General features: G+C 65.8%; 25 protein-coding genes. 18 read left to right on the top strand and 7 right to left on the bottom strand.

What is annotated here, in order from left to right:
• The first annotated feature begins 83 nt into the window (after positions 1 to 83).
• The 12 genes from C453_RS05800 (at position 84) to C453_RS05855 (ending at position 13,658) form a co-directional block, all read left to right on the top strand.
• On the top strand, positions 84 to 596 hold the full coding sequence (locus tag C453_RS05800; protein ID WP_008323271.1) for a DUF7310 family coiled-coil domain-containing protein: 513 nt from the start codon (positions 84 to 86) through the stop codon (positions 594 to 596).
• Positions 593 to 1,033 (top strand): DUF7311 family protein, encoded by a 441-nt coding sequence (locus C453_RS05805; RefSeq protein ID WP_007545147.1) that lies wholly within the window; start codon positions 593 to 595, stop codon positions 1,031 to 1,033. The genes C453_RS05800 and C453_RS05805 overlap by 4 nt, the downstream gene beginning before the upstream one ends.
• Positions 1,034 to 1,122: 89 nt before the next feature.
• Positions 1,123 to 3,141 carry an ATPase, T2SS/T4P/T4SS family gene (locus C453_RS05810; protein ID WP_008323272.1) on the top strand — a complete coding sequence of 673 codons (2,019 nt, stop codon included), beginning with the start codon at positions 1,123 to 1,125 and terminating at the stop codon, positions 3,139 to 3,141.
• Positions 3,135 to 4,868 (top strand): hypothetical protein, encoded by a 1,734-nt coding sequence (locus C453_RS05815; RefSeq protein WP_049907539.1) that lies wholly within the window; start codon positions 3,135 to 3,137, stop codon positions 4,866 to 4,868. The genes C453_RS05810 and C453_RS05815 overlap by 7 nt, the downstream gene beginning before the upstream one ends.
• A 60-nt stretch (positions 4,869 to 4,928) precedes the next feature.
• On the top strand, positions 4,929 to 5,483 hold the full coding sequence (locus C453_RS05820; RefSeq protein ID WP_008323274.1) for a DUF7283 family protein: 555 nt from the start codon (positions 4,929 to 4,931) through the stop codon (positions 5,481 to 5,483).
• Positions 5,461 to 5,859 carry a DUF7285 family protein gene (locus C453_RS05825; protein WP_049907540.1) on the top strand — a complete coding sequence of 133 codons (399 nt, stop codon included), beginning with the start codon at positions 5,461 to 5,463 and terminating at the stop codon, positions 5,857 to 5,859. Before C453_RS05820 ends, C453_RS05825 begins: the two co-directional genes overlap by 23 nt.
• Entirely contained in the window at positions 5,856 to 6,734 is an 879-nt protein-coding gene (locus C453_RS05830; RefSeq protein WP_008323276.1) for a DUF7284 family protein, read from the top strand. Before C453_RS05825 ends, C453_RS05830 begins: the two co-directional genes overlap by 4 nt.
• Positions 6,722 to 9,814: a DUF7286 family protein gene (locus tag C453_RS05835; RefSeq protein WP_008323277.1), complete on the top strand. Its 3,093-nt coding sequence runs from the start codon at positions 6,722 to 6,724 to the stop codon at positions 9,812 to 9,814. The genes C453_RS05830 and C453_RS05835 overlap by 13 nt, the downstream gene beginning before the upstream one ends.
• Positions 9,815 to 9,892: 78 nt before the next feature.
• Entirely contained in the window at positions 9,893 to 10,312 is a 420-nt protein-coding gene (locus C453_RS05840; RefSeq protein WP_008323278.1) for a DUF5791 family protein, read from the top strand.
• Positions 10,309 to 11,205: an SDR family oxidoreductase gene (locus tag C453_RS05845; RefSeq protein ID WP_008323279.1), complete on the top strand. Its 897-nt coding sequence runs from the start codon at positions 10,309 to 10,311 to the stop codon at positions 11,203 to 11,205. Before C453_RS05840 ends, C453_RS05845 begins: the two co-directional genes overlap by 4 nt.
• A gap of 100 nt (positions 11,206 to 11,305) precedes the next feature.
• Entirely contained in the window at positions 11,306 to 12,490 is a 1,185-nt protein-coding gene (locus tag C453_RS05850; protein WP_008323280.1) for a DHH family phosphoesterase, read from the top strand.
• 76 nt (positions 12,491 to 12,566) lie between these two features.
• On the top strand, positions 12,567 to 13,658 hold the full coding sequence (locus C453_RS05855) for an aldo/keto reductase (RefSeq protein WP_008323281.1): 1,092 nt from the start codon (positions 12,567 to 12,569) through the stop codon (positions 13,656 to 13,658).
• Between the two features lie 26 nt (positions 13,659 to 13,684).
• On the opposite strand, the gene C453_RS20370 is transcribed toward C453_RS05855, so the two are convergent.
• Positions 13,685 to 13,855 carry an HVO_0758 family zinc finger protein gene (locus tag C453_RS20370; protein WP_007545159.1) on the bottom strand — a complete coding sequence of 57 codons (171 nt, stop codon included), beginning with the start codon at positions 13,853 to 13,855 and terminating at the stop codon, positions 13,685 to 13,687.
• Between the two features lie 135 nt (positions 13,856 to 13,990).
• Between C453_RS20370 and C453_RS05860 the strand changes: the two genes are divergently transcribed.
• The 3 genes from C453_RS05860 (at position 13,991) to C453_RS05870 (ending at position 16,422) form a co-directional block, all read left to right on the top strand.
• Positions 13,991 to 15,154: an MFS transporter gene (locus C453_RS05860; RefSeq protein ID WP_008323282.1), complete on the top strand. Its 1,164-nt coding sequence runs from the start codon at positions 13,991 to 13,993 to the stop codon at positions 15,152 to 15,154.
• A 153-nt stretch (positions 15,155 to 15,307) separates the two neighbouring features.
• A complete protein-coding gene (locus C453_RS05865; RefSeq protein WP_008323283.1) occupies positions 15,308 to 15,796 on the top strand; it encodes a DUF7109 family protein in 489 nt (162 codons plus the stop codon).
• A 29-nt stretch (positions 15,797 to 15,825) separates the two neighbouring features.
• Positions 15,826 to 16,422 (top strand): NUDIX hydrolase, encoded by a 597-nt coding sequence (locus C453_RS05870; protein WP_008323285.1) that lies wholly within the window; start codon positions 15,826 to 15,828, stop codon positions 16,420 to 16,422.
• 192 nt (positions 16,423 to 16,614) lie between these two features.
• Here C453_RS05870 and C453_RS05875 read toward each other — a convergent pair whose 3' ends face one another.
• Entirely contained in the window at positions 16,615 to 17,145 is a 531-nt protein-coding gene (locus tag C453_RS05875) for a DoxX family protein (protein ID WP_008323287.1), read from the bottom strand.
• Between the two features lie 390 nt (positions 17,146 to 17,535).
• On the opposite strand from C453_RS05875, the gene C453_RS05880 reads away from it, so the two are divergent.
• Together C453_RS05880 and C453_RS05885 are read left to right on the top strand one after the other, a co-directional pair.
• Positions 17,536 to 18,318, top strand: coding sequence for a DUF7388 family protein (locus C453_RS05880; RefSeq protein ID WP_008323289.1), 783 nt, complete (start codon positions 17,536 to 17,538; stop codon positions 18,316 to 18,318).
• Between the two features lie 301 nt (positions 18,319 to 18,619).
• Positions 18,620 to 19,744, top strand: a complete 1,125-nt coding sequence (locus C453_RS05885; protein WP_008323295.1) for an NAD(P)/FAD-dependent oxidoreductase — start codon at positions 18,620 to 18,622, stop codon at positions 19,742 to 19,744.
• 30 nt (positions 19,745 to 19,774) lie between these two features.
• Here C453_RS05885 and C453_RS05890 read toward each other — a convergent pair whose 3' ends face one another.
• Positions 19,775 to 20,266: an Hsp20/alpha crystallin family protein gene (locus C453_RS05890; RefSeq protein ID WP_008323298.1), complete on the bottom strand. Its 492-nt coding sequence runs from the start codon at positions 20,264 to 20,266 to the stop codon at positions 19,775 to 19,777.
• Entirely contained in the window at positions 20,263 to 20,421 is a 159-nt protein-coding gene (locus C453_RS20375; protein WP_008323299.1) for a DUF7559 family protein, read from the bottom strand. The genes C453_RS05890 and C453_RS20375 overlap by 4 nt, the downstream gene beginning before the upstream one ends.
• A gap of 155 nt (positions 20,422 to 20,576) precedes the next feature.
• Here C453_RS20375 and C453_RS05895 point away from each other — a divergent pair, with 155 nt between their 5' ends.
• Positions 20,577 to 22,274 carry a radical SAM protein gene (locus tag C453_RS05895; protein WP_049907541.1) on the top strand — a complete coding sequence of 566 codons (1,698 nt, stop codon included), beginning with the start codon at positions 20,577 to 20,579 and terminating at the stop codon, positions 22,272 to 22,274.
• Positions 22,275 to 22,471: 197 nt separating this feature from the next.
• Here the strand turns inward: C453_RS05895 and C453_RS05900 are convergent, their stop codons facing one another.
• The 3 genes from C453_RS05900 to C453_RS05910 all read right to left on the bottom strand — a co-directional run bounded on the left by C453_RS05900 (position 22,472) and on the right by C453_RS05910 (position 24,507).
• Positions 22,472 to 22,876: a TRAM domain-containing protein gene (locus C453_RS05900; protein WP_008323302.1), complete on the bottom strand. Its 405-nt coding sequence runs from the start codon at positions 22,874 to 22,876 to the stop codon at positions 22,472 to 22,474.
• 62 nt (positions 22,877 to 22,938) lie between these two features.
• Positions 22,939 to 23,664, bottom strand: a complete 726-nt coding sequence (locus C453_RS05905; RefSeq protein ID WP_008323304.1) for a YkgJ family cysteine cluster protein — start codon at positions 23,662 to 23,664, stop codon at positions 22,939 to 22,941.
• 45 nt (positions 23,665 to 23,709) lie between these two features.
• Positions 23,710 to 24,507, bottom strand: coding sequence for an MBL fold metallo-hydrolase (locus C453_RS05910; protein WP_008323306.1), 798 nt, complete (start codon positions 24,505 to 24,507; stop codon positions 23,710 to 23,712).
• Positions 24,508 to 24,523 lie beyond the last annotated feature (16 nt).

Below are 24,523 nucleotides of genomic sequence, written 5' to 3' on the forward strand. Positions count from 1 at the left end.
GGGCGACCGCACCTGTCTGTGGTGCCGTGACGACACCCAATCGAGGCGCAGGTTTATGCCATATGACGGGACCACCCCGGCGTATGACACGCACCACCGGTCGCACGACCACCGAGGAGAACACCCGAGCAACGTCAGATGCTGCGGCCGCCGACCGAACAGCTGAACTCGTCGCTCGCCTTGACGCTGTCGAACGGACACTGACCGGAACCGACGCGCCCGTCTCAGACCTCGAAGACCTCGCCGCGGTCGAAGAACGCGTCTCGGATCTCGAATCGACCGTCGAGACCCTCACCGAACGCATGGACGATATCGACGCTGCGACGCAGGCCATCCGCGGGTACCTCGGCGGCGTTCGCGCGGTCAACGAGTCGGTCGAGCGCCGGGCGGACGCGGCACTCGCTAAAGCCGAGTCGCTGGAGGAAGCGCTCGTCGACGAATCCGATGCTGCCCGTCAGCAGTCGTCGATAGCCCAGGCGACGGCGTCTCCCGAGCCAACCGATGGTGTCGAACACGAGCCAGTCGATTCCGCGGCTGGCGACAACGCGGACGCCACGAACAGCGGTCTGGCTGCTCGTCTCCGCGACGTGCTGTGATTCGCGTCGTCATCGCGTGCTGTCTCGCCGTGGCGATTGCGGGCGTCGCGTTCCCAGCAGCCGACGCCGCCAGAGCGGACGCGACTGCCGTCAGCGTCGGGTCGATGGCAGACACACTCGCGCAGGCGGCAACCTCGCTCGCGACGACCGAAGACCCGCCCCCGGTCGGCCTCGACGGTGCCCGGAGACGTGTCGTTCTCGACGTTCCGTCTGGGTCGTGGCGGTCGGCCCGCGTCTCTCAGCTCACGATTCGCGGCGGCGACGGTGTCGAACTCACGGCGACGACAGCGGGGGGTCCGACTGTCGTTCGTCGCGTCGGCGGGCCACGCGTTCACGTGGTCGGCGAACGACTCTCACTGGGTCCCGGCACGCACACGCTGGACCTCACGCTCCAGTCCGATTCGCGTGGCTCGGTCGTCGTGGTCGAACCGGCGTGAATCGGCGTTTGCAACCCCATTTATCGACCGTTTTCACCTTCGAATCCCCGGGCGTAGGTTCAAATACCCGAACGGGATCACGCCGGTGTATGCCTCTCGACCTCGCCGCCGCACTCGGACTGGACGACTCCTCGTCGCCCGATGTCGGACGGTCTCTCTCGCGCACGGTGTCTGACTACCTCGGGGATTCTCCCGTCGCGGACTCCCTTCCAGATTCGCTCGTCGCTTCGAGCGACGCCGACTCGTCCCCGGCGTGTGGCTGTGCGCCGACGTTCTCGACGCCGACCGACGACCTGCACGACGACGATGCGGTGCTTCTCGTCGACGCGAGCACGTGCCCGTACGGCGGGTCGCTCGCAACCTCGCCGCCGTGTCGGGCGACAGCAATCGGTGCGCTGGAGGACCGCGACGCCGATTCGGTCGTCGTCCGCCAAGGCGGCCGGGAGTGGCGGTACGACGACGCCGCGACTGCCCTCCTCGTCGCTGCCGGGAGATTTGCAGAACGCGTCGGCTTCCGCGACGACCGACTGGCCGAACGCGCTCGCCGCGACCCGCTCGCCGCCGCACACGAAGCAACTGGCCGTGCCGGGCCGGTCAAGCGCGCCGCCGTCGAAACCGGACTCACCGAGGGAGCGGCCCGCGCTGCCGACTACGACGACGCACTCCGCGCTGTAGTCGGACCGACGATTGCCCGCTCGCGTATCGACCCGAAACCGCCAGCAGACGCGCGACTCGTCTCCACCAGCGAACTCGACTCGGGTGCGGTTGCTCGCCGGTACGAGGCCCCGAACGGCCCCGTCTACCACCTCGACCCACTGGCGTCGACGCTCGATGCCGACTCGGCGCAGACGCTCGCAGACGCCCACGACGCGCTTGCACAGGGCCGCGTCGAGGCCGGTGAGCGAGCACCCGGACGCGCGGTGCGTCTCGTTGCCGACGCTGACGACCCGGTCGACGTGCTCACGTCGATTCTGGCGAAGCACACCCACGGTCACGGCGTCCTCGACGATCTGTTTTCCGACCCGGCGGTGTCGGACGTGTACGTCTCGACGCCAGCCGACGAGAACCTGATTCGCGTCGTCGTCGATGGCGAATCGATGCCGACGAACGTCCGACTCGTGCCCGGCGGTGCCGAGTCGTTGGCGTCGCGCCTCCGTCGCGTGAGTGGCGCGTCGTTCTCCCGCGCGGACCCGACGCTCGACACCGTCGTCGAGGCCGGCGGGGCGACGGTTCGCGTCGCGGGCGTGACCGCACCGGCAAGTGATAGTCTCGGGTTCGCGTTCCGCAGACACGACGAGACGCCACTGACGCTCCCCGCGCTGGTGGAAAACGGAACCATCTCGGCCGACGCCGCCGCCCTCTGCTCGCTTGCTGTCGAGCGCGGTGCGTCGGTCCTCGTCGCTGGCGCACGCGGAGCGGGGAAGACGACCTTCCTCGGGTCGCTCGTCTGGGAACTGCCCGCTTCGGTTCGAACGGTTCTCATCGAGGACACGCCCGAGCTTCCGGCGGCGGCACTTCGAGCCGCGGACAGAGACGTGCAGACGCTTCGAACCGACACGACTGGCGGGCCAGAACCGACGCCGCAGGAGGCGCTCCACGCCGCGCTCAGGCTCGGCGACGGTGCGCTCGCAGTTGGCGAAGTTCGCGGCGAGGAGGCGTCAGTGCTCTACGAAGCGATGCGCGTCGGCGCGAACGCGAGCGCCGTCCTCGGAACGATTCACGGCGACGGTGCGACCGACGTACGCGAGCGGGTCGTGTCGGACCTCGGCGTTCCGGCCTCGTCGTTCGCGGCGACCGACCTCGTCGTCACCTGTGAACGCGCCGACGAGCATCGCGTCGCCCGAATCGAAGAGGTGCGCCCGACCGACGGCGACGCGACGTTCGAGACGCTGTTCTCTCACGATGGCGCGTCGCTCACGCCGACCGGGTGTGTCTCTCGCGGCAACAGCGCCGCAATCGAGACGCTTGCCCGACCGGGCGAGTCGTACGCCGACGTGCTCGACACAATCGACGAGCGCGCTCGCCGACTCGAATCGCTCGCCGCGACGGGCAGAACGACGCCAACTGACCTCGCCGACGCCCGCGCAGGGGGTGTGTCCCGATGGTGACCACAGCGACGCGAACGATGGTTCACACCGTCCTCCCGGCGCTCGCACGCCTCTCGCCAGTCTCTGTCGACCCCGGCGACGAACTGACGCAATCGCTGGCGTTTCTCACCACCGACCTCGACGCCCAGACCGTCGTCGACGCGGGATACGGCGCGAGCGTTCCGGGCGGTCTCGTCGGCGGGCTGCTCGCGGCGCTCGTCGGCGTTCCGCCTCTGACTATCGGACTCGTCTTCCTCGCCATGGCGATGGGTGCGACGCACGCGATTCACACCGCACCAGTCTGGCTCGCGAGACTCCACCGAACGCGGGCACTCGGCCGCGCCCCGGAACTCGTCGGGCGACTCGTGCTTCGGATGCGACTCGAACCGTCTGTCGAGCGCGCGGCGGTGTTCGCGGCGAACGCCGGCGACGACGCCTTGGCGAACTCGCTCGACACACACGTCGAACGTGCCCGTGGAACGCCGACCAGCGGCCTCAGCGAGTTCGCTGCCGCGTGGCGCTCGTGGTTCCCTGCGCTCGACCGGGCGACCGCGCTCGTCGAAACCGCAGCAGACGTGCCTGCTGGCGAACGCGACCGAACGCTCGAACGAGCCCACGAGGTCGTTCGCGTCGAGACGCGCGACCGACTTGCCGCGTTCGTCGGCGAGATTCGTGGACCGATTACCGCCGTGTACGCGTTCGGCGTCTTGCTCCCGCTCGCACTGGTCGGGGCGCTCCCAGCAGCCCGTGTCGCTGGCGTCGGGGTTGGTTTCGCTCACGTCGTCGCGCTCTACGATGTCGTCCTTCCGGCGTGCCTCTTCGCTGCTGTCGCGTGGGTGTTAGTTCGCCGTCCTGTCGCGTTCGCACCGCTCTCTATCGACGCCTCGAATCCGGCAGTCGAGGATACCCGACTACTGGCTGCTGTCTCCGGCCTCGTCGCCGGTGGTGCCGGATTCGTCGGTGCTAACACGCTCGTCGCGCCGTGGGCGGCCCCGCTCGGCGCAGTCGGACTCGCGTCGGGTGCGGCGCTCGTCGTCGGCTCCCGGCCGGTCGTCAAACTCCGCGAACAGGTTCGAGCGGTCGAAGACGGTCTCTCGGACGCGATGTACCTCGTCGGCAGGGCTGTCGGTGAGGGCGAAGCCGTCGAATCGGCGCTTGCCCGTGCCGCGGAGACGACACCCGGCGCGACTGGCGACCTGCTCTCCGACGCTGTCGGCGTGCAGCGCCGACTCCGGGTTGGCGTCGTCGACTCGTTCTGCGGCGACCACGGCGTTCTCGAATCGCTGCCGAGCCCGCGCGTCGCCAGCGTCGTGACACTCCTCGGACTCGCCGCACACGAGGGCCGACCCGCGGGCCGCGCCATCGTCTCGATGGCTGACCAACTCGACGCACTCGCTCGGCTGGACGCCGAGGCTCGCCGCGAACTCGCAACTGTAACCGAGACGCTGTCGAACACGGCGTCCGTCTTCGGGCCGCTCGTCGCTGGCGCGACGGTCGCTCTCGCCGATGGGATGGCTCCGGCGCGAACGCTCGACCAGGCTGCCGTCACTGCACCGCTCGCGACTGCCGACCTCGGGCTGGCCGTCGGCGTCTACGTCTTACTCTCTGCGGTGCTCCTGACGACGCTCTCGGTCGGCGTGGCGAACGGACTGGATCGCCACCTCGTCGCGGCCCGCGTCGGACGCGCGCTCCTCTCGGCGACCGTGACGTTCCTCGCTGCGTTCGTCGCCGCAGGGACGCTGCTCTGATACCCCGCCCGGCCCACCCGGTGCTGAGGTTTAAATACTCGAACGGGACCACCCCGTCCTATGTTGGACGTTCCGTTCGAATCGATGTACACGCTGGTCGCGCTCTCGGTGGGTGCCACGCTCCTCGTCGGCGTCGTGGCAGGGCTCCCGACGACACCAGCACCGGATGCGCAGGGGGTCGCTGAGACCATCGACGACGTCGCAGTCGCCGAGTACGACGCGACGGCCGAGGTTCCGCTCGGCGCAGCCGAAATTCGGCTCGACCCGCAGCGAATCGGCCTGCGGAACGACGGCGGTGTCGCGCACGCGACACTCGCCTTCGGCCCCGTCACCCCCGCGACGTTGGATTCGCGGCTCGGTGCTGTCGCCACGGGCGCAGCCCCGAGTACTGTCTTCGACTCGCCAGCCGCATTCCGGAAGGCTGCTGCCGAGTCCCGCGAGGTCGCGACCGTAACCCGTGAGGTCGCGACCGCAACCCGTGAGACTGCGACCGCGACTCGTGACGCCACGGCCGCGACCCACGAAACCGGTCGCTCGTGGCGTTCTGCGCCTGAATCGCTCGTCGTCCGTCACGTCACCTGGGAGGGAGTCGATGTCACTATCGTCGCAGCGTAGAGGCCAGTTGTCGCCGATGTCTGCGCTCGTCGGTCTCGTCGTCGTGTGTGCAGCCATCTCGGGCTATGCGACGGTTCTCGACCGGTCGCTTCCGACCGCCGACCGTGACCTCGAACCCTCGACGCTGACCGCTGTCGAGTCGGCCCTCGCCGACGATTCCGGCGTCGTCGAACTCGCACGTCTCTCGGCGGGCCTCGATGCGTGCCCGACCGGATACTCGTGCCGTCTCGTCGTAGCGGTCGGGGACGAGCGACGCGTCGCAGGCGCGGAGGTGCCGGACGGTGCCACGACCGACACGGCGAGTACGCAGGTGAGTGTTCGCTCCGAACCCGGTCACGTTGGCTTCGGGACGCTTCGCGTGGAGGTCTGGGCGTGACCGACCTCGTCCTCGACGTGACGCTCTGTCTGCTCCTCGTGAGTGCGAGCGTCGGCGTCGTCGTCACCGCAGACGAAGGTAGCCTCACGGGCGCTGACAACGCGCTCGACGCAGACGGTATCGCAACGTCGCTGGCGACCAGCACGGCGACAGTCTACTACGACCTCGAACCCGGCGTCGAAGCCGCGGACCCGTCGCTTCTGGAGTCTGGTGGCGTCGATGCGCGCGAACTCGACCGCACTGCTCACGGTAGTCTCGCCGGGTTACTCGCCCGCAGTACCCTCGGGACAGTCGCTATCGATGGCGTTCGACTCACTCACGCCCGCGACGACATGCGTCGGAGCGTCGCCGAACGCATCGCTTCGGAACTTCCTGTCCGCGGTGTCAACGTCGCCGTTCGGTGGGCACCGTACCCCGGTGCACCGGTGCAAGCGACCGATACACTCGGTCCTCGCCCTTCCGAGGCCGCGACGGTTCACTCGGCGTCGCTTCGCGTTCCGAGTGGCTTCCCATCAGCACGTGAAGACGCGGTCACCGCAAGCGACGACGGCTTCGACGCTGTGGCGCGAGTGGTTGCACAACGGACGGTTGCGGGCTTGTTCCCACCCGAACAGGCTCGGTTGGCGCTTCACGGCGACGAGCCGGTTTCGACGCTGATGGCCCACCGCTACGAGCGGGCGGGCACGCTTCTGAATGCGTCTGTCGAACCGGAAGTCGCGAGTGTCGAGCCTCGTGCCGCTAACGCCGACCTCGAAGCGGCGCTCGCGCCCAAACTCGCAGCCGACATGCGGGCGAACTACGAGACACCGAGGGAGGCCGCACAAGCCATCTCGGTCGGCCACGTAGACATCGTTGTCAGGACGTGGTCGCTGTGAGACTCGCGGACGACGACCGGGGACGCGTTCCCTTCGCACTCCTCGGCATCCTTCTGCTCGTCGCCAGCGCGACGTTCTCCGGCGCGCTCTCGACCCACAACCCGGTTGCTGACCGACGCGTCGACGAGGCAGTCGAGACGGTCACTGCCGAGACGAATACCGCAGTCCGCGCTGCAGTTCGAGACGCTGCGCGCGAGGCGGCCGCGAATCCGGTCACGAAACGGTCGAACACGACCGTCGGCCGACTCCTCTCGGCGAACAATACGTTCCGCGATTACCTCCGACTCCGAATCGCACTCGCCGCGTCCGAGCATCTGCAAACGACTGCCGTCCAACGTGGCGGCGTGTGTGCGACCGCGTCGCTCCCGTCGACGCCGAACGAATCTGCGCTTCGGGCGGCACTCGACCGCGTCGCAATCGAGGAACGAGAAAACGGGACGCTGCTCGTCGTCACTGTCGAGAACGTCTCGGTCGATGCGTGGCGCGACGGTCGTCACGTGGTCGACGACACGATAACGACGACCGTCGGCGTCCAGACGCCGGTACTCGCGCTCCACGACCGAACCGAGCGGTTCGAACACCGACTCGACGCGGGCATTACTGACGGCGGAACCATGGACGCGACGGTCACGACCGCACTCTGGGCCTCCGCGTGGACTCGCGGCTGGGGACAGTACGCGGGCGCACCAATCGACAACGTCGTCACGAACGACCACGCCGCGCTGGCAGCGAACGCGGGCGTCCTTCTCGCCGAGAAGCAGGCATTTGGCGCGACCGACCGCGACGCGACTGGCGCACTCGGCCGAGCGGCCGTCAAGACCGGCGCACGCGACCTCTTGACGCTGACCGGGTCTCCCGCCGCACCCAAGCTGGCCAACGCGCTTCCCGAACCGAATCCATCTGAAAGCTCGGATACCCCGAAACCGACCGACCCAGAGAACCGCAGCATCAACTCGTCTGTCGGACCAGCCGCAGACCACGCGCTCGTCGCGCTGCTCGACGGCGACGGACGCGGTAGCGAGAATGGCGACCACGCAGAATCGTTCGACAGCGTCGTCACCGATGCCTATCGTGCGGACGCTGCAGTCGTCGCGGAGCGAACAGTCGAGCAAACGACGACCCCGATGACTCAGCCGGGCGACGGCTGGGAACTCGTCGGCACTGAGACCGAGTCGAACACGACGGTCACGTCGCTGCCGACCCGGACGCCGGACACGCACGTGGAAACTGTCGTCGTCGATTCCGCATCCCGTCTGGTCACGACGACCGAGACGTCGACGCGAACGTGGCGTCGCGGGAACGAAACGCTCTCGTCGCAAGCGCGGTCGACCACCGAAACTCGCGTCGACCTGGCTGTCGTCGTCGACCCGCAAAGCGTGCCCGGCCCAGACCAAAACATCTCTCCTGCACTCTCCCGCGGCGGCGCACTGAATGGCGCGAACTACGAGTCTGCGGCGGATGTCGCAACCGACACGCTGGAAACGAGCGGCGGCTTCGACGGACTCGCACGCGACGTGGCTGCCAGTGACGAACCCACCCCGGATTCCATTGCTGTGACTCGCCCATCGAAGCTCGACACGTGGCTTCGCGGAGACCTGCTCGACCTTCACCAGCGCGTCCGCAACCGGACTGTGACCGTCTCGGCGCAGTCGCTCGCGGCGAGTGAATCTAACCCCGCGGCCGAACTCGCGGCCGACATCCGAGCGGACAAAGACGAACTTCTCGATGCGCCGACCACCTACGACGGCGTCGCCGACCGCGCCCGCGTCGCAGTCCGTGCAGCCTACCTCGATCACGTCCTCGCCGAACTCGACCGGCGCGCGAACCGAACCGCCGACGCGACCGGTGCCGCAGACGATGCGTCGCAGGATTCCAACGTCGGGTCACTCTCTGCGGCCGTCGCCGCGAAACGAGCAGCAGGCGACACGCTCGGCTCCGCGAACGCGACCCAGTCGGCTGATGGCGTTCGGTACGTCCCCGACGCTGACCCGATGTATCTCTCGCTCGACGGCCAGGCTGGTTCGTCGCTCCCGGCTGTCGACTCGTCGGGGACCTATCACCCGCTCGTCGCCCGCAACACCAATCTGTTCACGCTCCCCTACGGCGATGCGACCGACACGGTCCTCGAACCCGTGTTCGGCGCTCGTCGTCGGGTCCCGCTCCGAGTCGCAGCGCGGACACTTCTCGCCGCGGATGCGACGCTCGATGCGTCGAACGCATCCAACGAGAGCCTCGAAAAACGTCACGACCGTCTCGAAACCCGCCACACCCGGCTCGAAGCCGCGGTCACCCGAGCGATGCGGCCCCCCACGACCGCAGCCGCAACGACGCTCACCGAACACACCGACCTCTCGAACACCGAACGTCGGCGCGTCCTTCGAACCGCACTCGGCCGCTGGGAGAGTCCGGCTCACCGCGCGCTCGCCGTCACGAACGGGTCGGCGGCACGGGCGATTGCTATCGAAGCCGCAGGCGCGGGAACCACGGAGGCCGACCTCCTCGAACTCCGCCTCGATGAGGCATTTCGGGCCGCCCGCAAGCAGACGGGCGCGACGGTCCCGCAGCGACTCACGAACCGGACGGTCCACACGACTCGGTCGGTCCGCGAAGACGCAGTCGCGACCGTTGCGACGGACGCCGCGATGAGTGCAACCGAAAAGGCAGTGTCGAAGCGGGTGAACAAGACGCTCTCGTCCCGACTCGGCAAGAACTTCCGGCGCGTTCCCGCTGGATTCCCGGTCGCGCCCGTGCCGGGATACTGGTACGCGACGGTCAACGTGTGGGACGTCGAACTCGCGGGCGAGTTCGCGCAGTTCCGTGTCCACGCTCGCGGTGACACGGAGTCGTTGACCTACGCCCGCGATGGGGCTTCTGTGGCACTCGACTGGGACGGCGACGGGACCAGCGAAGCCGTTGGACGCGGTGAGCGCGTTAACTTCACTGTCGAGACAGCTATCGTGGTCGCCGTCCCACCGTCGGGAATCGGTGTCGGCGACATCGACGGCAACGCCGACGAACGCTCCGCTGGCTGGGCTGGCGGCCCCGGCTGTACCGCTGTCGGGGACTGTCGGCAGTCCTGATAACCGGATTCCATTGTTGTCACCACGGTGCTGTTCGAGTAACAATCGTTTTCCCGCCCCACGCCTCACACCCGGCATATGTTGTACGACGCCGTGGAGCAACCCGGTGCAGTCTCGGCCGACGAGCTTCGAGCCGCCTACGAGGACGAACTTCGCGCGGCGGTCGAGACGGTTGGCGCTGACGCGGCCGCAGCGGCGGCTGACGTCTCCGAACAGGCACTCTCCAACGGGATGTTGGAACTGACGCTCGAACAGGCAGCCGAAATCCTCGCGCTGACCGACGAGAACCCGGACGCCGACGCCATCGTCTGGGAGTTCCGCGACCACCTTCTCATGGGGATGACGACGGGCATTCTCGACGTGGACAGCCTCGCGTCCGCGGTCGACCTCGACCTCAGCGGACAGGAAGTTCAACAGGCAATCGAAGGCCGAACGTCCGTCACGCTGAACGAACTGGCTGCCATCCACCACGCTATCGCCGTCCGTAACGAGCGATGAGAGTCGCCATCCTCGGGTGTGGATACGTCGGCCTCGAACTCGCCCGCGACCTCGTCGCCGACGGTCACGAGGTCTGGGGTGTCAGGCGCTCTGACGAGGGGCTCGACGCTGTCTCCGAGACCGGGGCCGAAGCAGTCCGCGCCGACGTGACGGATTCCGAATCGCTGTCGTCGGTGCCCGATGTAGACCACGTCGTTTTCGCCGCCAGTTCGGGCGGTCGCGGAGCAGAGGCAGCCCGCACCGTCTACGTCGAAGGACTCCGAACCGCTATCGACCATTTCGCCGCCCGCGATGACGCCCCCGACAGACTCGTCTACACGTCCAGCACGGGCGTCTACGGCGACCACGGCGGCGACTTCGTCGACGAAGAGACGCCACTCGAACCGACGACAGACAAGACGCAGGTCCTCGCCGAGGCCGAGCGTGTCGCCCGCGAGTACGCCGCAGAGAAGGGCATCGACGGAACAGTTGCCCGGTTTGCAGGCTTGTACGGCCCCGACCGATACCGGCTGGAGCGGTATCTGTCCGGCCCCGTCACTGCAGGCTATCTCAACATGGTCCACCGAGATGACGCGGCAGGCTCAGTCCGGTTCGTCCTCGAAGAAGACTGTGCTCGCGACGAGGTCGTAGTCGTCGTCGACGACGAACCGGTTTCGAAACACGAGTTCGCCGACTGGCTGGCCGACGAGTGCGGCGTCCCACGGCCGGACAAGCGCTCGAAAGAAGAGCGACTGGCGGATGACGGTCTCTCTGAGGCTGCTCGGAGGCGCATTCTGACGAGTAAGCGCTGTTCGAACGACCGCCTTCACGAACTCAACTACGGATTTAGGTATCCCACGTATCGGGAGGGATACCGCGCCGCAATCGACGCCTACCGCGACGACCACGCCTGAGACGCCTGCAACCGAAAGGCGCTGGGTCCCCGATTTTTTGTCACACGGAAACGATAGATTAGGGGGAATATTGATGACACCGGGGTTGGACGTGTTGGGTATGGCTGGTTCGGTGGGACAAGTCGACTCGGCACAGGTAGCCGAGTCTGTCGGGTCGTTCGTCAATACCCATCCAGAGGTAGTCGCTGCTGTCGTCGTCGGTCTCGCTGCTTTCGTACTCGCGGCGTACGCGGCGATTCGATTCAAACGCCCGATGGGTGCGCGATTCGCCGAGGCGCTCGCAGACGTCGACGAAGTCGCGGTGCTCATGCATCCGAACCCGGACCCGGACGCGATGGCCGCTGCAATCGGTGTCGCGTGTCTCGCCGAACAGGTCGGTACAACACCGACAATTCAATTTGCCGGGCAGATTCGACATCAGGAAAATCGCGCGTTTCGGACCGTTCTCGACCTTGATTTGGACTCTATCGACCACGTAAGCGACCTCGCTGCGGAAGCGGTCATCCTCGTGGACCACAACACCCCTCGCGGATTCGCGGGTGCGGAAGGAATCCTTCCCTACGCGGTCGTCGATCACCACCCCGGAGACGGGACCGGCGAGGCGTTCACTGACGTCCGAACCGACTACGGGGCCTGTTCGAGCATCATCGCGGAGTACTTCCGCGACGTGGGTGCGAAACCCGTCCCCCCGGACATGCACGCCAGTGAAGTCAACTCCTCGTACACCGTTCCCTCGGAGGTCGCGACAGGCCTCGTGTACGGGATTCTCACCGACACGAAACAGCTCACTGCCGGGTGTTCTGCCCCCGACTTCGACGCGGCGGGCTATCTCTTCCCGGGCGTCAACGAAGACCACCTCGACCGCATCGCCAATCCCGAGGTGTCCCGGGAGGTGCTCGAAGCCAAAGCCCGCGCAATCGCCGGACGCGACGTCCGTGGCCCCTTCGCCGTCGCCGACATCGGAACCATCTCGAACGTCGACGCCATCCCACAGGCGGCCGACGAACTCATCCAACTCGAAGGCGTCACCGCCGCGGTTATCTGCGGCGAGCGAGACAACAACGTCTATCTCTCCGGTCGCTCCCGCGATGACCGCGTCCACATGGGTCGAACGCTCGAAGCCGCACTCGAAGACTATCGCGGTGCGAGCGCCGGTGGCCACGCCCGAATGGGCGGCGGCCAGATTCTCCGCCCGGACGCCGTCACAGACGGCGGCAACGGAAACCACGTCCCGCGCGACGAACTCGTCGAGCGGGTGTTCGAAGCGCTCTCTGGCGATATTTGAGGCTCGTTCTGTCTGCTGTCGTGACTCCCCGACAGCGACCGGTGAGCCTTAACCGTCCGCGTTCCAACGCCCGCTTATGGCTACAGCACGGGGCACGTGGGCGTACCGCGACCGTTTCGGCGACAGTTTCGGCCGCACGTTCTTCCGACGCTTCGGGCCGGGCGTCGTCTCCAGTATCGGCATCGGGACGTACCTCGGCGACCCGACCGACGAAGTCGACGAGCAGTACCGCGAGTCGCTCGTCCTCGCGCTGGAGAGCGGAATCAACCTCCTCGACACCGCGTCGAACTACCGTCACGGGCGCTCCGAGCGCGTCGTCGGCGAGGCGGTTCGCGAGGCCGACATCGACCGCGACGCTATCGCCGTGGCCTCGAAAGCCGGATTCGTCCCGTTCGACCGCACTCGCCCGGAGAATCCCGCCCAGTACGTCCGAGAGACGGTCCTCGACGCTGGATTGGCCACTGGCGACGAACTCGCCCACGGCAGCCACACCATCGCCCCGGCGTTCATCGACGAGATGGTCGACCGCTCGCTCGACCTGACTGGTCTCGACCACATCGATCTGTACTACCTCCACAACCCGGAGACGCAACTCGCAATCGCAGACAGAGAAACCGTCTACGACCGCATCGAAGCCGCCTTCGAAGTGCTCGAACGGCGCGTCGCGGCCGACGACATCGGTCGGTACGGCATCGCCACGTGGGAGGCGTTCCGCGTCCCTGCGGACCACGACTCGTATCTCTCGCTTCCAGAAGTCGTCCGGCGGGCTGAACAGGCGGCTGAAACCGTCGGCAACGACGAATCCAGCCTCGACGCGGTTCAACTCCCGTTCAACGTCGTGATGGCGGACGCGTTCACGGTGGACGCACACGAAACCGACGACGGAGAACAGACGAGCGCGCTGTGGTACGCCCACGAACACGACCTCGACGTGTTCACGAGCGCGAGTCTCGCACAGGGAGACCTCTCACGAGAAATTCCAGAATCGGTAAACGAGTTACTGACGGGTGAGACACTTGCGCAACGGGCACTCAATTTCTCGCGGAGCGCGCCCGGTGTGACCGCGGCGTTAGTCGGTGCGGCGTCGCCCGAGCACGTCGCGGAGAACGTCGCCGCCGGGACGTTCGACCCGCTTGGGGCGCGGTCTTTCGACGCTGTCTTCGAGTGAGTGTCCGCTTAGTTGCTGCTGTACCGCTATCGGAGTTCCTTCCACTCGCTTCCGCAGTTCGGGCACATTCGGAGTGAGAACACTTCGTCGGGGTCGTTCTTCTTCTTCAGTGACTCCCCGCACTCGGAGCAGGTCAATCGCCCGTAGGTATCCTTTTTCAGCTCCCCGTCACGAAGCCCTTTCCGCGTTGTCTTCATACCGGCTGGTTTGTCCAACGAACATAAAAAGCCGCCGCCGACCCGGCAACCGAATCCCCGTTCGAAAGGGTTGTCACCACGCGGTGCGCGTCTCCGACCGTGTCTCGTGGCCGTCTCTTTGGTACGCTCTGTGGGATGGTGCTGCTCGTCAACCTCGCCCGCGTCGTCTTCGCGCCGCTTCTCGGCGAGTTCATCGTCTTTTTCGACGTAAACCGGGCCACCGTCGGGTTCGTGGCGACGCTCGTCTGGCTCGGCAGCGCCAGCCTTCGCGTTCCGACGGGGTGGCTCCTCACCCGAATTCCGCGTCATCGCGTCGTCCTCGGAACCGGTATCGTTCTCGTTCTCGCATCCGCGCTCACCGCCAGCGCCCGGTCCATCGAGATGCTGATGGTCGGTGCCGCATCGATGGGACTGGCCTCCGGTGCGTACTTCGTCGCTGCGAACCCGCTCGTGAGCGAACTCTACCCGGAGCGCGTCGGTCGCGCGATGGGCATTCACGGCACTGCGAGCCAACTCGCGGCCGTCGGTGTGGCTCCCTTCGTCACCCTCGTCCTCGCGGTCGGTGCCGACCTCGACGTTCCCTTCATCTCGGCGTCGTGGCAACTCGTGTTCGTCTGTGTCGGCCTCGCGGCCGCCGTGGTCACTGTCGTGCTCTATCTGACGGCTCGCTCGACCGAGTTGCCGGACGCCGGGGCCGACGACCGCGACCTGCTCGGGGCCGTCCGCAAGGAGTGGCGCGTCATCCTCACTGGCGTCGTTATCCTCGGCGCGACCGGGTTCGTCTGGCAGGGCGTGTTCAACTTCTACGAGTTGTATATGACCTCGAAGGGACTGCCACAGGCGACGGCGCGCAACATGCTCACTGTCGTCTTCGGCGCGGGCGTTCCGGCGTTTTTCCTCTCCGGCCGCCTCGCCGACAAACTCCCGCGCGTTCCGTACATCCTCGGCGTTCTCGTCGCGTTCGTCACGTCGGTCCTCGTCCTCACACAGACGCGGGGGCTCGTTCCGTTACTCGTCGTCACGGCTATCCTCGGGTACGTCATCCACAGCCTCTTTCCGGCACTCGACGCCTACCTGCTCGACACGCTCCCGGACGAGAGTCGCGGCAGCGCCTACTCGGTGTATTCGTTCGGGATGATGATTTTCCAGGCCACCGGCGCGGGTGCGGTCGGGTACCTGACCGACATCGCGTACACGTTCGACCAGGTGTTCGTCGGCTTCGCGGTCGGACTTGGCGTCATCGTCGCTGGACTCCTCGTCCTGCAACGCGCCGGACGGATTCCGAACGGTGGCGCCTGACTCCCACAACGGCCGAGCTGAGAACCAGCTCTGACGCCCATCGCACTTTTATTCGCTGCGTGTGACCACCGGGCTAATGACGACCCACGGGCACCACACAGGCGACACTCGAACACCACACAGGCGACGACCGAGCACGATTCGAGGAGACAGATGAGCGAGGAGACCTACGACGATTTGGCAGGCGTCGTCGACCTCTTTGGTGCACTCACTCGCGAGGAACTCGAAGACGCGCTGGACGAACTGGCTTTCAAACAGGGACACGAGACCGACACTGACGCACTCTCTGGTGCGATTTCGGACGCTGTGGACGCGTACTACCTCGTCCCGTACGAGTCGGACGAGGCGGATGCCGAGTTGCTGACGGTCGGCCCGGTGGCCTTCCCGACGCTGCCGCCGCGAGCGGAGGACCTCCCGCACATTCTCGACTATCCGACGCGGACGGTCCCGCGCGACGAACTGGTCGAGCAGGTCGAAGGCCGTCTTCGCACCGCGGCGGCGAAAGCCGTCTCGTCGGGAGACACCGACGAGGCCGCTCGACTGCTCGATATCACATACGACCTCGAAGCGTGGGCAGACACCGATGTCGCCTCGATTCGCGAGCGTCTGGACGCAGCATTGGCGGAAGAGGGGCAGGCCTAAGTCGTGTCGCCGCTTTTTCTGTCGTGACGATGGACCTCGCGAGAGTCGCCCAACACGACCCGGTGACTGTCGAGGCGGGGCGGCACGCAGCGGTCATCGCGCCGGTCGTGATGCGCGGCGACCGGCCGCACGTGCTGTTCACGAAGCGAGCCGACCACCTCGGCGAACATCCCGGGCAGATGAGCTTTCCCGGCGGTGGGCGCGAGCCCAGTGACGTGGACCTCAGAGCGACCGCACTCCGCGAGGCCAACGAAGAAATCGGACTTCGGGCCGACGAACCTTCGTTTTACGGCCGCCTCGACGACATCCTCACGGTGACGGACTACGCAGTCTCGCCGTTCGTCGCCACGGTCCCCGACCGAGAGTACGAGCCTGACGACCGCGAAGTCGCGGAAATCGCCGTCCTCTCGGTCGACGACCTGACCGACCGACCGAACTACGAATCCGAACTCCGCGACCACCCACAGTACGGTGAGATTCGCCTCCACTTCTTCCACGTCGACGGCTACACCGTTTGGGGTGCGACCGGCCGGATGCTCGTGCAACTCCTCGAACTCACGACAGAGTGGGAGGCACCGCCAGAGGTCGACCGCGTGGTCGACCCGGACGCCGACTTTCGGGTGTAGCGTCTCGACTCCGGTCGCTCAGTCAGGTTCTCAGAGGTTCGTCCTGCCTGTCTCAGAGTGAGTAATCACATCGTCAGACCCAGAGTGAGCTATCGCCTCGCCAGTCTCGGTGAAATTCACGTAAAAAGTCGCTTCGTCACGGCTGCGCCCGCGACCTCCCGGCCGCGAAGCCGGGGAGGTCTTGTCCCCGGTTCAGCCGAGGAGGTACTTCAGGATGGGGCGCTGCCGGACGAACTCCATCTTCTCGACGATGGCGTCGAGGCCGTAGATTCGTCCCGCGGCGAGGGTGCCGACGATGACGAACAGCAGGAGGCCGAACAGGTCGCCGTTGACGTAGCCGTGCGCCCAGTCGGCGTTCCCGAGGTAGAAGAACACCATCAGGAAGCCGCCGAAGAAGGCGGCCAGGCGGGTCAGGAGGCCGACCATGATGCCAAGGCCGATGAGGAACTCACCGGCGGGAATCATGAAGTTCGTGAGCTCCAGCATCCACGGCGTGTTGGCGGCCCACACGAGGAAGCCGTGAATCGGTGCACCCTCGGCTCCGTGAATCATCCAGCCCGAAGCGTCGAACGCCTCGGGGCCGACGAGCTTGGTCCAGCCAGCGTGGAGGAACCAATAGCCCGTCAGTAGACGGACGAGGACGAGGACGTAGCCGGTGACGCCCTCTGAGTAGTCGAATTCCATGCGGTTCCCCATCATCTCGATTTGTGCGGGTTCAGCCATCGTAGTTCACCTTACAATTGAAGCGTCGGCCGAGAGGACTATATAAAGGGTGTGTGGTTTTCGACTCCATGGAACTGGGAACGAGCGAAATTGATTCTCGAAGGTCGTGTTTCGAACTCGGCCGGTTTTTACTCTATTCCGAATATGTTCGATGCCGAATCGTGGCGTTTCAAGTCCTGTACTAGCTGGTCTATTGTGTGGTTGTGGATCTCATGGTGTTTGGAGTAGCAGCCCTCGACTGCCCCACTCGGGTATATAAATAGTCATTGGAGTCGCCAGCGATGCCGTCACCGATAGGGTTTTGCCGTCATCTGCGCTATCCGGTATCACATGGTCGCACAGACGATGGATCGCGTTCCGCGACGGTACTGAAATTTTTGTGGTGATAGCATGCTGACCGCCGAGCGTGCGGTCTCGAACGCAGGATTGGACGCAGTCGCACTCAAACCCAAAGAGTGCGACGTGCGTCGGGCGCTCGACATCCCGCTCGATGTCGTCGCCATCGACTACGAGGGCCGACAGCACCTCCCGGCATCGTCGGTCCTCGAAGAACTCGCGACGGAAAAAGAGGTCCGCCTGACGACGCCCGTCCGAGCAGACGGGTTCGACCCGCTCGGTGACGACTCGTTGTTCGAGGGGCTCCCAGATGGCGTTCGGCAGGTGCTCGTCGCTGGCCACAGCGCGTACCTGACCGATGACGAGGCGCGACGGCCGATTGCACCTCGCCTCCGGGCGGCCAGAGAGCGCGCACCGGACGCGTGGGTCGGCACCGAAGGCATCGAGCGCATCGCGCTCGCCGCGGGCGGCACGCAGTACGAACTCCTCTCGCGGTCGACGCGCCGAGACGTTCGTGCGCTCCGCTCGGCCGGATTCGACGGCGAAATCGCCGTCTACGCGCCGACGGTTCTCACCGACGACGAGGACGACATCCTCGACGCTGTCGGTGCCTACGTCTCGCGTCGGCGACCCGTCGCTCGGGCACTTCCCGACGACGCCGCCACCGACTCGTCGGCTGACGGACGCGCTCGCGAGGTACTGCTGAAAGCGGCGAAAGACTACGCCCTCATCGGCTCGGTCGCGGACGTCCGCGGTCGTGTCGACGAACTGCGCGAGACGGGTGTCGATATCTTCGTCGGCTACCCGGCTCGCGGGGTCGACGAATTCGTCGGGTAGTTGGGCACGTCGCTCGCACGCACCCGATTCAGTTTTTCCGCTGCTCGCACCGGGCTGCGTTCAGTGTGTTCAGACAATTGCCAGTTCGAGTACCGGAGGTGTTTTACGCCGCCACCGGAGAAGACAAGTGACGGCACGGTTGGACGGCTCCTTTCGACCCACGTGGTTTCCACGCGGGTTACTGCTGGTCAACCTACCCCGTCTCTCTAAAACCGTGAGCGACTGCGACGTGCGCTCGACGATGCTCCGACACGACCGGTGAGCAACAGCTATTCAAGTCACTCGCGGACCCAAACCGGGTATGGACGTTCCCGAGCGAGTCGCGGTCGTCGGTGCGGGCGCGGTCGGTCTCACGACTGCGTACGACCTCGCCGCCGGCGGCGCGGCTGTCACGGTTTTCGAACGAGGCACTCCGGGGTCAGGAATGACGGGCCGCGCGGCTGGCATCTGCTACGACGCCTATGCTGAGGACGTGGACGTCGCGGTTGCAGACCGGGCGATGCGTCGATTCCGGGAGTTGGATGGCAACCACGAATTCGAGTTTCACGAAGTGCCGTACGTCTTCCTCGCGCGCGAGGGCGACGACGCTGGCGCGACTGCCCTCTCGGAAGCGGTCGACCGAATGCAGGTCCACGACCGGTCGGTCGAACTCGTCGACGCCGACGAGTTGGGCGAGCGGTTCTCCATGCACACCGACGACGTGGGCCTCGCGGGTGTGAGCGACAGTGCCGGTTGGGCTGACCCGAAAGCGTACGTCGACCTGTTCGTCGACAAGTGCGAAAACGAAGGCGTCGAGTTCCGCGTCGGCGAGGCGGTCTCGATTCGAACTGACCCACCGGGTGTCGTTGGAGGGGATGGCGAGACCGTCGACTACGACGCAGTGGTCGTCGCGGCGGGCGTCCACTCGCGAGCGCTGCTCGCTGCGGTCGGGCATCCAATCGCACTCAAGCCCTACCGAGCACAGGCGCTCGTTGCCGAGTGTGAGTACGACGGGCCGACTGTCTACGACGCCACCGACGGGTCGTACCTTCGGCCGCACCCTGCCGGTGTTCTCGCGGGCGACGGCGTCGAAGCGGTCGAAGCCGACTTCGACGACTGGGACCCGGCCGCAGACGACTGGTTCGTCACGGAGTCGACTGCCGCCGTCCGCCACCGAACCGAGACCGACCCGACGGTCGAACGAGCGTGGGCGGGGCTCTGCGGCGCGACGCCAGACCGAAATCCGCTGGTCGGTCCCGTCGCGTCGGATGTCTACGTCGCCACCGGCTGGCACGGCCACGGATTCATGTGGGCACCCGCAATCGGTGAACTGCTCGCAGCCGACGTGCTCGGCGCTGACGAGTCAGTTCCAGAGACGTTCGACCCTCGCCGATTCGACGGGGACGAGGAGTTCGAGGTGGTCGAAGGGATGACGTTCGACGAGTGAGTCGCAGTCAGATTCCGGGGCCGGGGCTTCTTAGGCGTCTTGGTCGTCGAGGTCGTCGTCAGGACGCGAGACGTCTGAGTGGTCGTCGCCGTCCGCCTCGACTTCTTCGTCGGTTTCCTCGGTGACGTGGATGTCGCTCGCCGAGCCGTCTTTCGGAATTTCGACCTGCAGCGTGCCGTTTTTCTTGACGGTCGCGGTCGCCTCGGCGGCTTCGACGTTGGCGTCGGAGGGGAGTTTGGCACTGCCGGAGAGCGTGAGGCCGCGGCCGGGGAAGCGCATTTCGAACCCTTCGTGGAAGTCGCGGAAGCGGTCGATTCGAATCTCGACTTCCCCTTCGAGGAATCGAACTTGGACGTCTTCGCTGCGCGCGTCGGGGGCGTCGAAGACGACGAGATAGGCGTCTTCGGATTCGAGGAGGTCGTACGCGAGCGGCTTTCGCTCTTGCATCTGGCTCACGCCGCGGCCGACGCGTTCGAGGACGGCGTTGGCGGCCGACTCACCGAACTTTCGGAGGTCGCTCATAGCGCTATCTCCTCCAGGAACTGCCCCTCACCACAGTACGGGCAGGAGAAGTCCGCCACCGTCGTGTCGTCGGGCATATCGTAGGTGTAGTGCAACTCGAACATGTCGAGTTCGCAGTCCGCGTTGGCGCACTTGACTTCGAGGGTCGCGGGCATAGGAATTGGTTGCGCTCCCACACCCATAAACGCGCTGGAGGCGGAAGGTGCGTGCTGTCGGTCGATGTCGGGACGCTCCGCTCCGGCGTGTGACTCGGCCGCTCCGGCGACTCGCGACCGGTTCCGTTTTCAGCGTCGAACTCGAATCGCGACCAATGACTGACCCCGCCGACCTCACTGTGACCATCGTCGACGGGTACGTAGACGAACCGGCGCACTTCGGTGTGCCGCCGTACATCTCGACGTACCCGCGATTCACTGCCGGTGCGCTGGTCGACGCGGGCGTCTCCGAGTCCAACGTCGTCTACCACACCATCGACGAACTCCGCGAGGACCGACAGAAGTGGCGCGACGTCGCCGACGCCGACTTGATGATTTACATCGGCGGGATGACTGTCCCCGGAAAGTACGTCGGCGGCACCCCGGCCGAACCCGACGAAGTCCGGGAACTCGCGTGGGTCGCCGAGGGAACAGCGTTGATGGGTGGCCCGATTCGCTTCGGCGTCGGCGAGGAGAACGCCGGCGCACAGGACATGGAGCGCAAGAACCTCGACTACGACTTCGTCGCCAAAGGCGACATCGAGGCGGCCGCCTACGACCTCGTCGACTCCGGCCTCGAAGGCTTCGGCAACCGGATGCGCGACAACGAGGAACTCGACCGCTGGGCCGCCAAAGGCGCGTTCGTGGTCGAACAACACCCGAACCACCCCGACCACCTCATCTGCGAGATGGAGACTTCCCGGGGCTGTGCCTACCGGTGTTCGTTCTGTACCGAACCGCTGTATGGGAATCCTGCGTTCCGCACCGCCGACTCCGTGGTAAAAGAGGTCGAGAACCTCTACAACCGCGGTGCGAGACACTTCCGTCTCGGCCGACAGGCCGACATCCTCGCGTTCGGCGGCGACGGCGAAGCTCCGAACCCGGACGCTCTCCGCCGACTCTACGGCGGGATTCGCGAAGTCGCACCCGACCTCGGAACACTCCACCTCGACAACGTCAACCCCATCACTATCGTCGGGTGGCCAGAAAAGTCCCGCGAGGCACTGCGCATCATCGCCGAGCACAACACCGCAGGCGACACCGCGGCGTTCGGCCTCGAATCGGCCGACCCCGTGGTCCAAGAGGAGAACAACCTCAACGTCTCCGCCGAGGAGTGCTTCCAGGCGGTCAAAATCGTCAACGAGGTCGCTGGCTGGCGACCCGGTGACGACCCGGCAGACGCCCCCACACACGGCCCGGATGCCGCCGACCGACTGCCGAAACTCCTCCCCGGAATCAACCTCCTCCACGGTCTGAAAGGCGAACGCGAGGAGACATTCGAGCACAACAAACAGTTCCTCCAGCGTGTCTACGACGAGGGGCTGATGGTCCGCCGTATCAACATCCGGCAGGTCATGGCTTTCGACGGGACCGATATGTCCGATACCGGTGCAGACATCGCCCGCGACCACAAGAAACTGTTCCAGGAGTACAAACAGGAGGTCCGCGAGGAAATCGACCGGCCGATGCTCCGTCGGGTCGCACCGCCGGGAACCGTCCTTCCCAACGTCCACTTGGAGTACCACCAAGACGGCCGAACCTTCGGTCGCCAACTCGGAACTTACCCGCTCCTCGTGGGAATTCCGGGCGAATTGGAACTCGGCCAGACCATCGACGCCGCCGTCGTCGACCACGGCTACCGGTCTGTGACGGGCATCCCGTTCCCGATGGACCTCAACGAAGCGTCGATGGACGAACTCACTGCGATTCCGGGAATTGGTCGGTCGACAGCAGGCGACATCGTCGTTAATCGCCCCTACGAGACGCCCGACGAAGCCCCGACCAAGGCGAACCTCTCGAAGTACGTTCGATAGCTGTTTGAGGTCTTCTCCCTGTTTTCTTCACTTGAATCGGTGCTCTGTGTTCACTCGAAATCGTGGTGGGGTGTTCGTCCGTTGCGGGGGCTGTTCACTTGTACCGGTGGTCTGTCCAGTGTGATTGCCGGACGAGACGGTGTGAGAAATAATCGTCGACGAGATGTACAGACGCCAATTCCGAAAGAAACGACGGATTAGAAGTCTTCGTCGACGACTTCGCCGACGGCGAAGTTGGATTTGACTTCCGTAATTTCGACCTTCACGCGCTCGCCGATTTCGGTTCCGGGGACGATGATGACGTAGCCACGCTCGACGCGGGCGATACCGTCACCTTGCTTGCCGATATCCTCGATTTCGACGTATCGGAGTTCCCCGGTTTCGACGGGGGGCTGTGGTTCGGCAGACGGTGTCGCACCGTCGCTCGGTTCTGACGCCGTCGTCTCTGAGTCGGTACGAGAGATGAGAGCAACGCGATACGTCTCGCCGGGTTCGACCGTCCCGGTATCGACCTCGCGGCGAGGAATCTCGACGACGTATCGGTCGTCCTCGGCGCGAACATCCGCGTTGAACAGACACAGGAGTTTATCTGAGATTTCCACCGTTAGACCTCCACATATAGGTCAGTTCGAAGTCTTAAAGATGTACCGCCGTCAGGCAGATTCTACTGTTCGAGCGGTGTTCCGTCCGGTTGCTTGGCACCCTCGGAGTCGTGGACGACGACCTCGCCTGGGTCCGTCTCGACCGGCGCGTAGGACTCGCTGAGACGTATCGCTTCTTCGACTTCTTTGATAGCACGCGTCTTCAGCGCCCGGGCCAGTTCCTCTGCGTCCTCCCGCGAGATGTCGCGACCGAGTCCTTCGCACTCGTGGGCGCGAACTACTCCCTCTTCGTCGACTGCTTCGCCCATCGGTTGGCTCGTCCCGCCGAGTGCGACGCTAAACGGGTAGGTTTCACAGATGAGTGGCCGGGCGTCGTGAACTGTGCAGGCACCCATTCCCGCGTCGTCTTCCTCGTAGAATCGGCAATCGCCGCACGAGGTGGTCTGGAGCGCCCACTCGAACGTCTCTCCTTCCGGGCCGTCGTCGCCGTCGACGAGTCCGTAGGGCATCGGGCGGGCGACGTCTCTCCACTCCATCGAGGTGTCCGAGGTGGAGGCCGCGGCGACATCGTCGCCGCCAGTGTCGTCGTTCTCGTCGGCCGCTTCCTGCAGACTTCGCACCTCGTCGGGAAACACCGTGGCCGTATGAGGTTCGGAGCCGTCGTCGGTCTCGTAGCCCTTACAGCACGCTCCGCAGCGAGTGCATTCGAAGCCGATGGACTCGATGGCGTCGGCCAGTTCCGACACGTCGAGGTCGCGGGCGCGGTCGAGTTCGGCTTCGAGGTCCATACACGTCCTGCGAGCGCGACGCCCAAGAGGGGCGCGGTTTCGGAGTCAGACTGGCTCGACGCGGCCTGTCTCGGGGTCCCACCGGACCGACCCCTCGGTAGCGAGTTTCTCGATGTGCGCGACGACCGTCGCCTGCGCCAAGTCGCGGACGCCGGAGATGTCCTTGTCGTAGGCGGCGTCGGTCACTGTCTCGGGCGTCTCGTGACCAGCGCGAACTGCGTCGAGAACCGACTGCTCACGGGCACGGCGGTGGTCGATGAGACGGGAAAGAACTGCCCACGGGTCGTCTATGACGGGTCCATGGCCCGGAAGTAAGCGTTGCGGGTTGCGAGCGTGGAGTCGCCGGAGCGCGACCAAGTATGCGCGCATGTCGCCCTCGGGCGCACCGACGACGACGCTCCCCTCGGCAACCGCGAGGTCGCCGCACAGGTAGTCGTCGGCGGCGACAAAGGTCACGTGGTCGCGGGCGTGGCCGGGCGTGTCGAGGACGGTAACACCAGTCCCAACGGGGATGGTGGTCCCCTCGACGAACGTCTGGTCTGGTTCGATGCCGGTTGCGGCCGTGAACGCTGCTTCTCGCCCGCGACGACACCAGACGGTCGCATCAGTCTCGCGCGCATACGAGGCAACCGCGCCGACGTGGTCGCTGTGGGTGTGCGTCACGGCGATGTGCGAGACCCGCTGTTCCTCGACCGCCGCGTCGAGTTCGGGCGTCCGTGCGGCCGGGTCGACGAGGAGCGAGCCGTCTGTGGCGCTCCCGTCGCCGCTGGCGACGACATAGGCGTTCGTGGCACCGGTTGGAGCGCGAGTCGCGACCGGAACGGAGACGCGCGTGACCTGCATGGCGGCGGCTACGCTC

The sequence above is a fragment of the Haloferax elongans ATCC BAA-1513 genome, assembly GCF_000336755.1.
GTDB lineage: Archaea > Halobacteriota > Halobacteria > Halobacteriales > Haloferacaceae > Haloferax > Haloferax elongans.

Coding starts and splice junctions, on each gene's coding strand:
- C453_RS05800 (WP_008323271.1), top strand. CDS start 84: ATGACACGCACCACCGGTCGCACGACCACCGAGGAGAACACCCGAGCA.
- C453_RS05810 (WP_008323272.1), top strand. CDS start 1,123: ATGCCTCTCGACCTCGCCGCCGCACTCGGACTGGACGACTCCTCGTCG.
- C453_RS05815 (WP_049907539.1), top strand. CDS start 3,135: ATGGTGACCACAGCGACGCGAACGATGGTTCACACCGTCCTCCCGGCG.
- C453_RS05820 (WP_008323274.1), top strand. CDS start 4,929: ATGTTGGACGTTCCGTTCGAATCGATGTACACGCTGGTCGCGCTCTCG.
- C453_RS05825 (WP_049907540.1), top strand. CDS start 5,461: ATGTCACTATCGTCGCAGCGTAGAGGCCAGTTGTCGCCGATGTCTGCG.
- C453_RS05840 (WP_008323278.1), top strand. CDS start 9,893: ATGTTGTACGACGCCGTGGAGCAACCCGGTGCAGTCTCGGCCGACGAG.
- C453_RS05845 (WP_008323279.1), top strand. CDS start 10,309: ATGAGAGTCGCCATCCTCGGGTGTGGATACGTCGGCCTCGAACTCGCC.
- C453_RS05850 (WP_008323280.1), top strand. CDS start 11,306: ATGGCTGGTTCGGTGGGACAAGTCGACTCGGCACAGGTAGCCGAGTCT.
- C453_RS05855 (WP_008323281.1), top strand. CDS start 12,567: ATGGCTACAGCACGGGGCACGTGGGCGTACCGCGACCGTTTCGGCGAC.
- C453_RS20370 (WP_007545159.1), bottom strand. CDS start 13,855: ATGAAGACAACGCGGAAAGGGCTTCGTGACGGGGAGCTGAAAAAGGAT.
- C453_RS05860 (WP_008323282.1), top strand. CDS start 13,991: ATGGTGCTGCTCGTCAACCTCGCCCGCGTCGTCTTCGCGCCGCTTCTC.
- C453_RS05865 (WP_008323283.1), top strand. CDS start 15,308: ATGAGCGAGGAGACCTACGACGATTTGGCAGGCGTCGTCGACCTCTTT.
- C453_RS05870 (WP_008323285.1), top strand. CDS start 15,826: ATGGACCTCGCGAGAGTCGCCCAACACGACCCGGTGACTGTCGAGGCG.
- C453_RS05875 (WP_008323287.1), bottom strand. CDS start 17,145: ATGGCTGAACCCGCACAAATCGAGATGATGGGGAACCGCATGGAATTC.
- C453_RS05880 (WP_008323289.1), top strand. CDS start 17,536: ATGCTGACCGCCGAGCGTGCGGTCTCGAACGCAGGATTGGACGCAGTC.
- C453_RS05885 (WP_008323295.1), top strand. CDS start 18,620: ATGGACGTTCCCGAGCGAGTCGCGGTCGTCGGTGCGGGCGCGGTCGGT.
- C453_RS05890 (WP_008323298.1), bottom strand. CDS start 20,266: ATGAGCGACCTCCGAAAGTTCGGTGAGTCGGCCGCCAACGCCGTCCTC.
- C453_RS20375 (WP_008323299.1), bottom strand. CDS start 20,421: ATGCCCGCGACCCTCGAAGTCAAGTGCGCCAACGCGGACTGCGAACTC.
- C453_RS05895 (WP_049907541.1), top strand. CDS start 20,577: ATGACTGACCCCGCCGACCTCACTGTGACCATCGTCGACGGGTACGTA.
- C453_RS05905 (WP_008323304.1), bottom strand. CDS start 23,664: ATGGACCTCGAAGCCGAACTCGACCGCGCCCGCGACCTCGACGTGTCG.
- C453_RS05910 (WP_008323306.1), bottom strand. CDS start 24,507: ATGCAGGTCACGCGCGTCTCCGTTCCGGTCGCGACTCGCGCTCCAACC.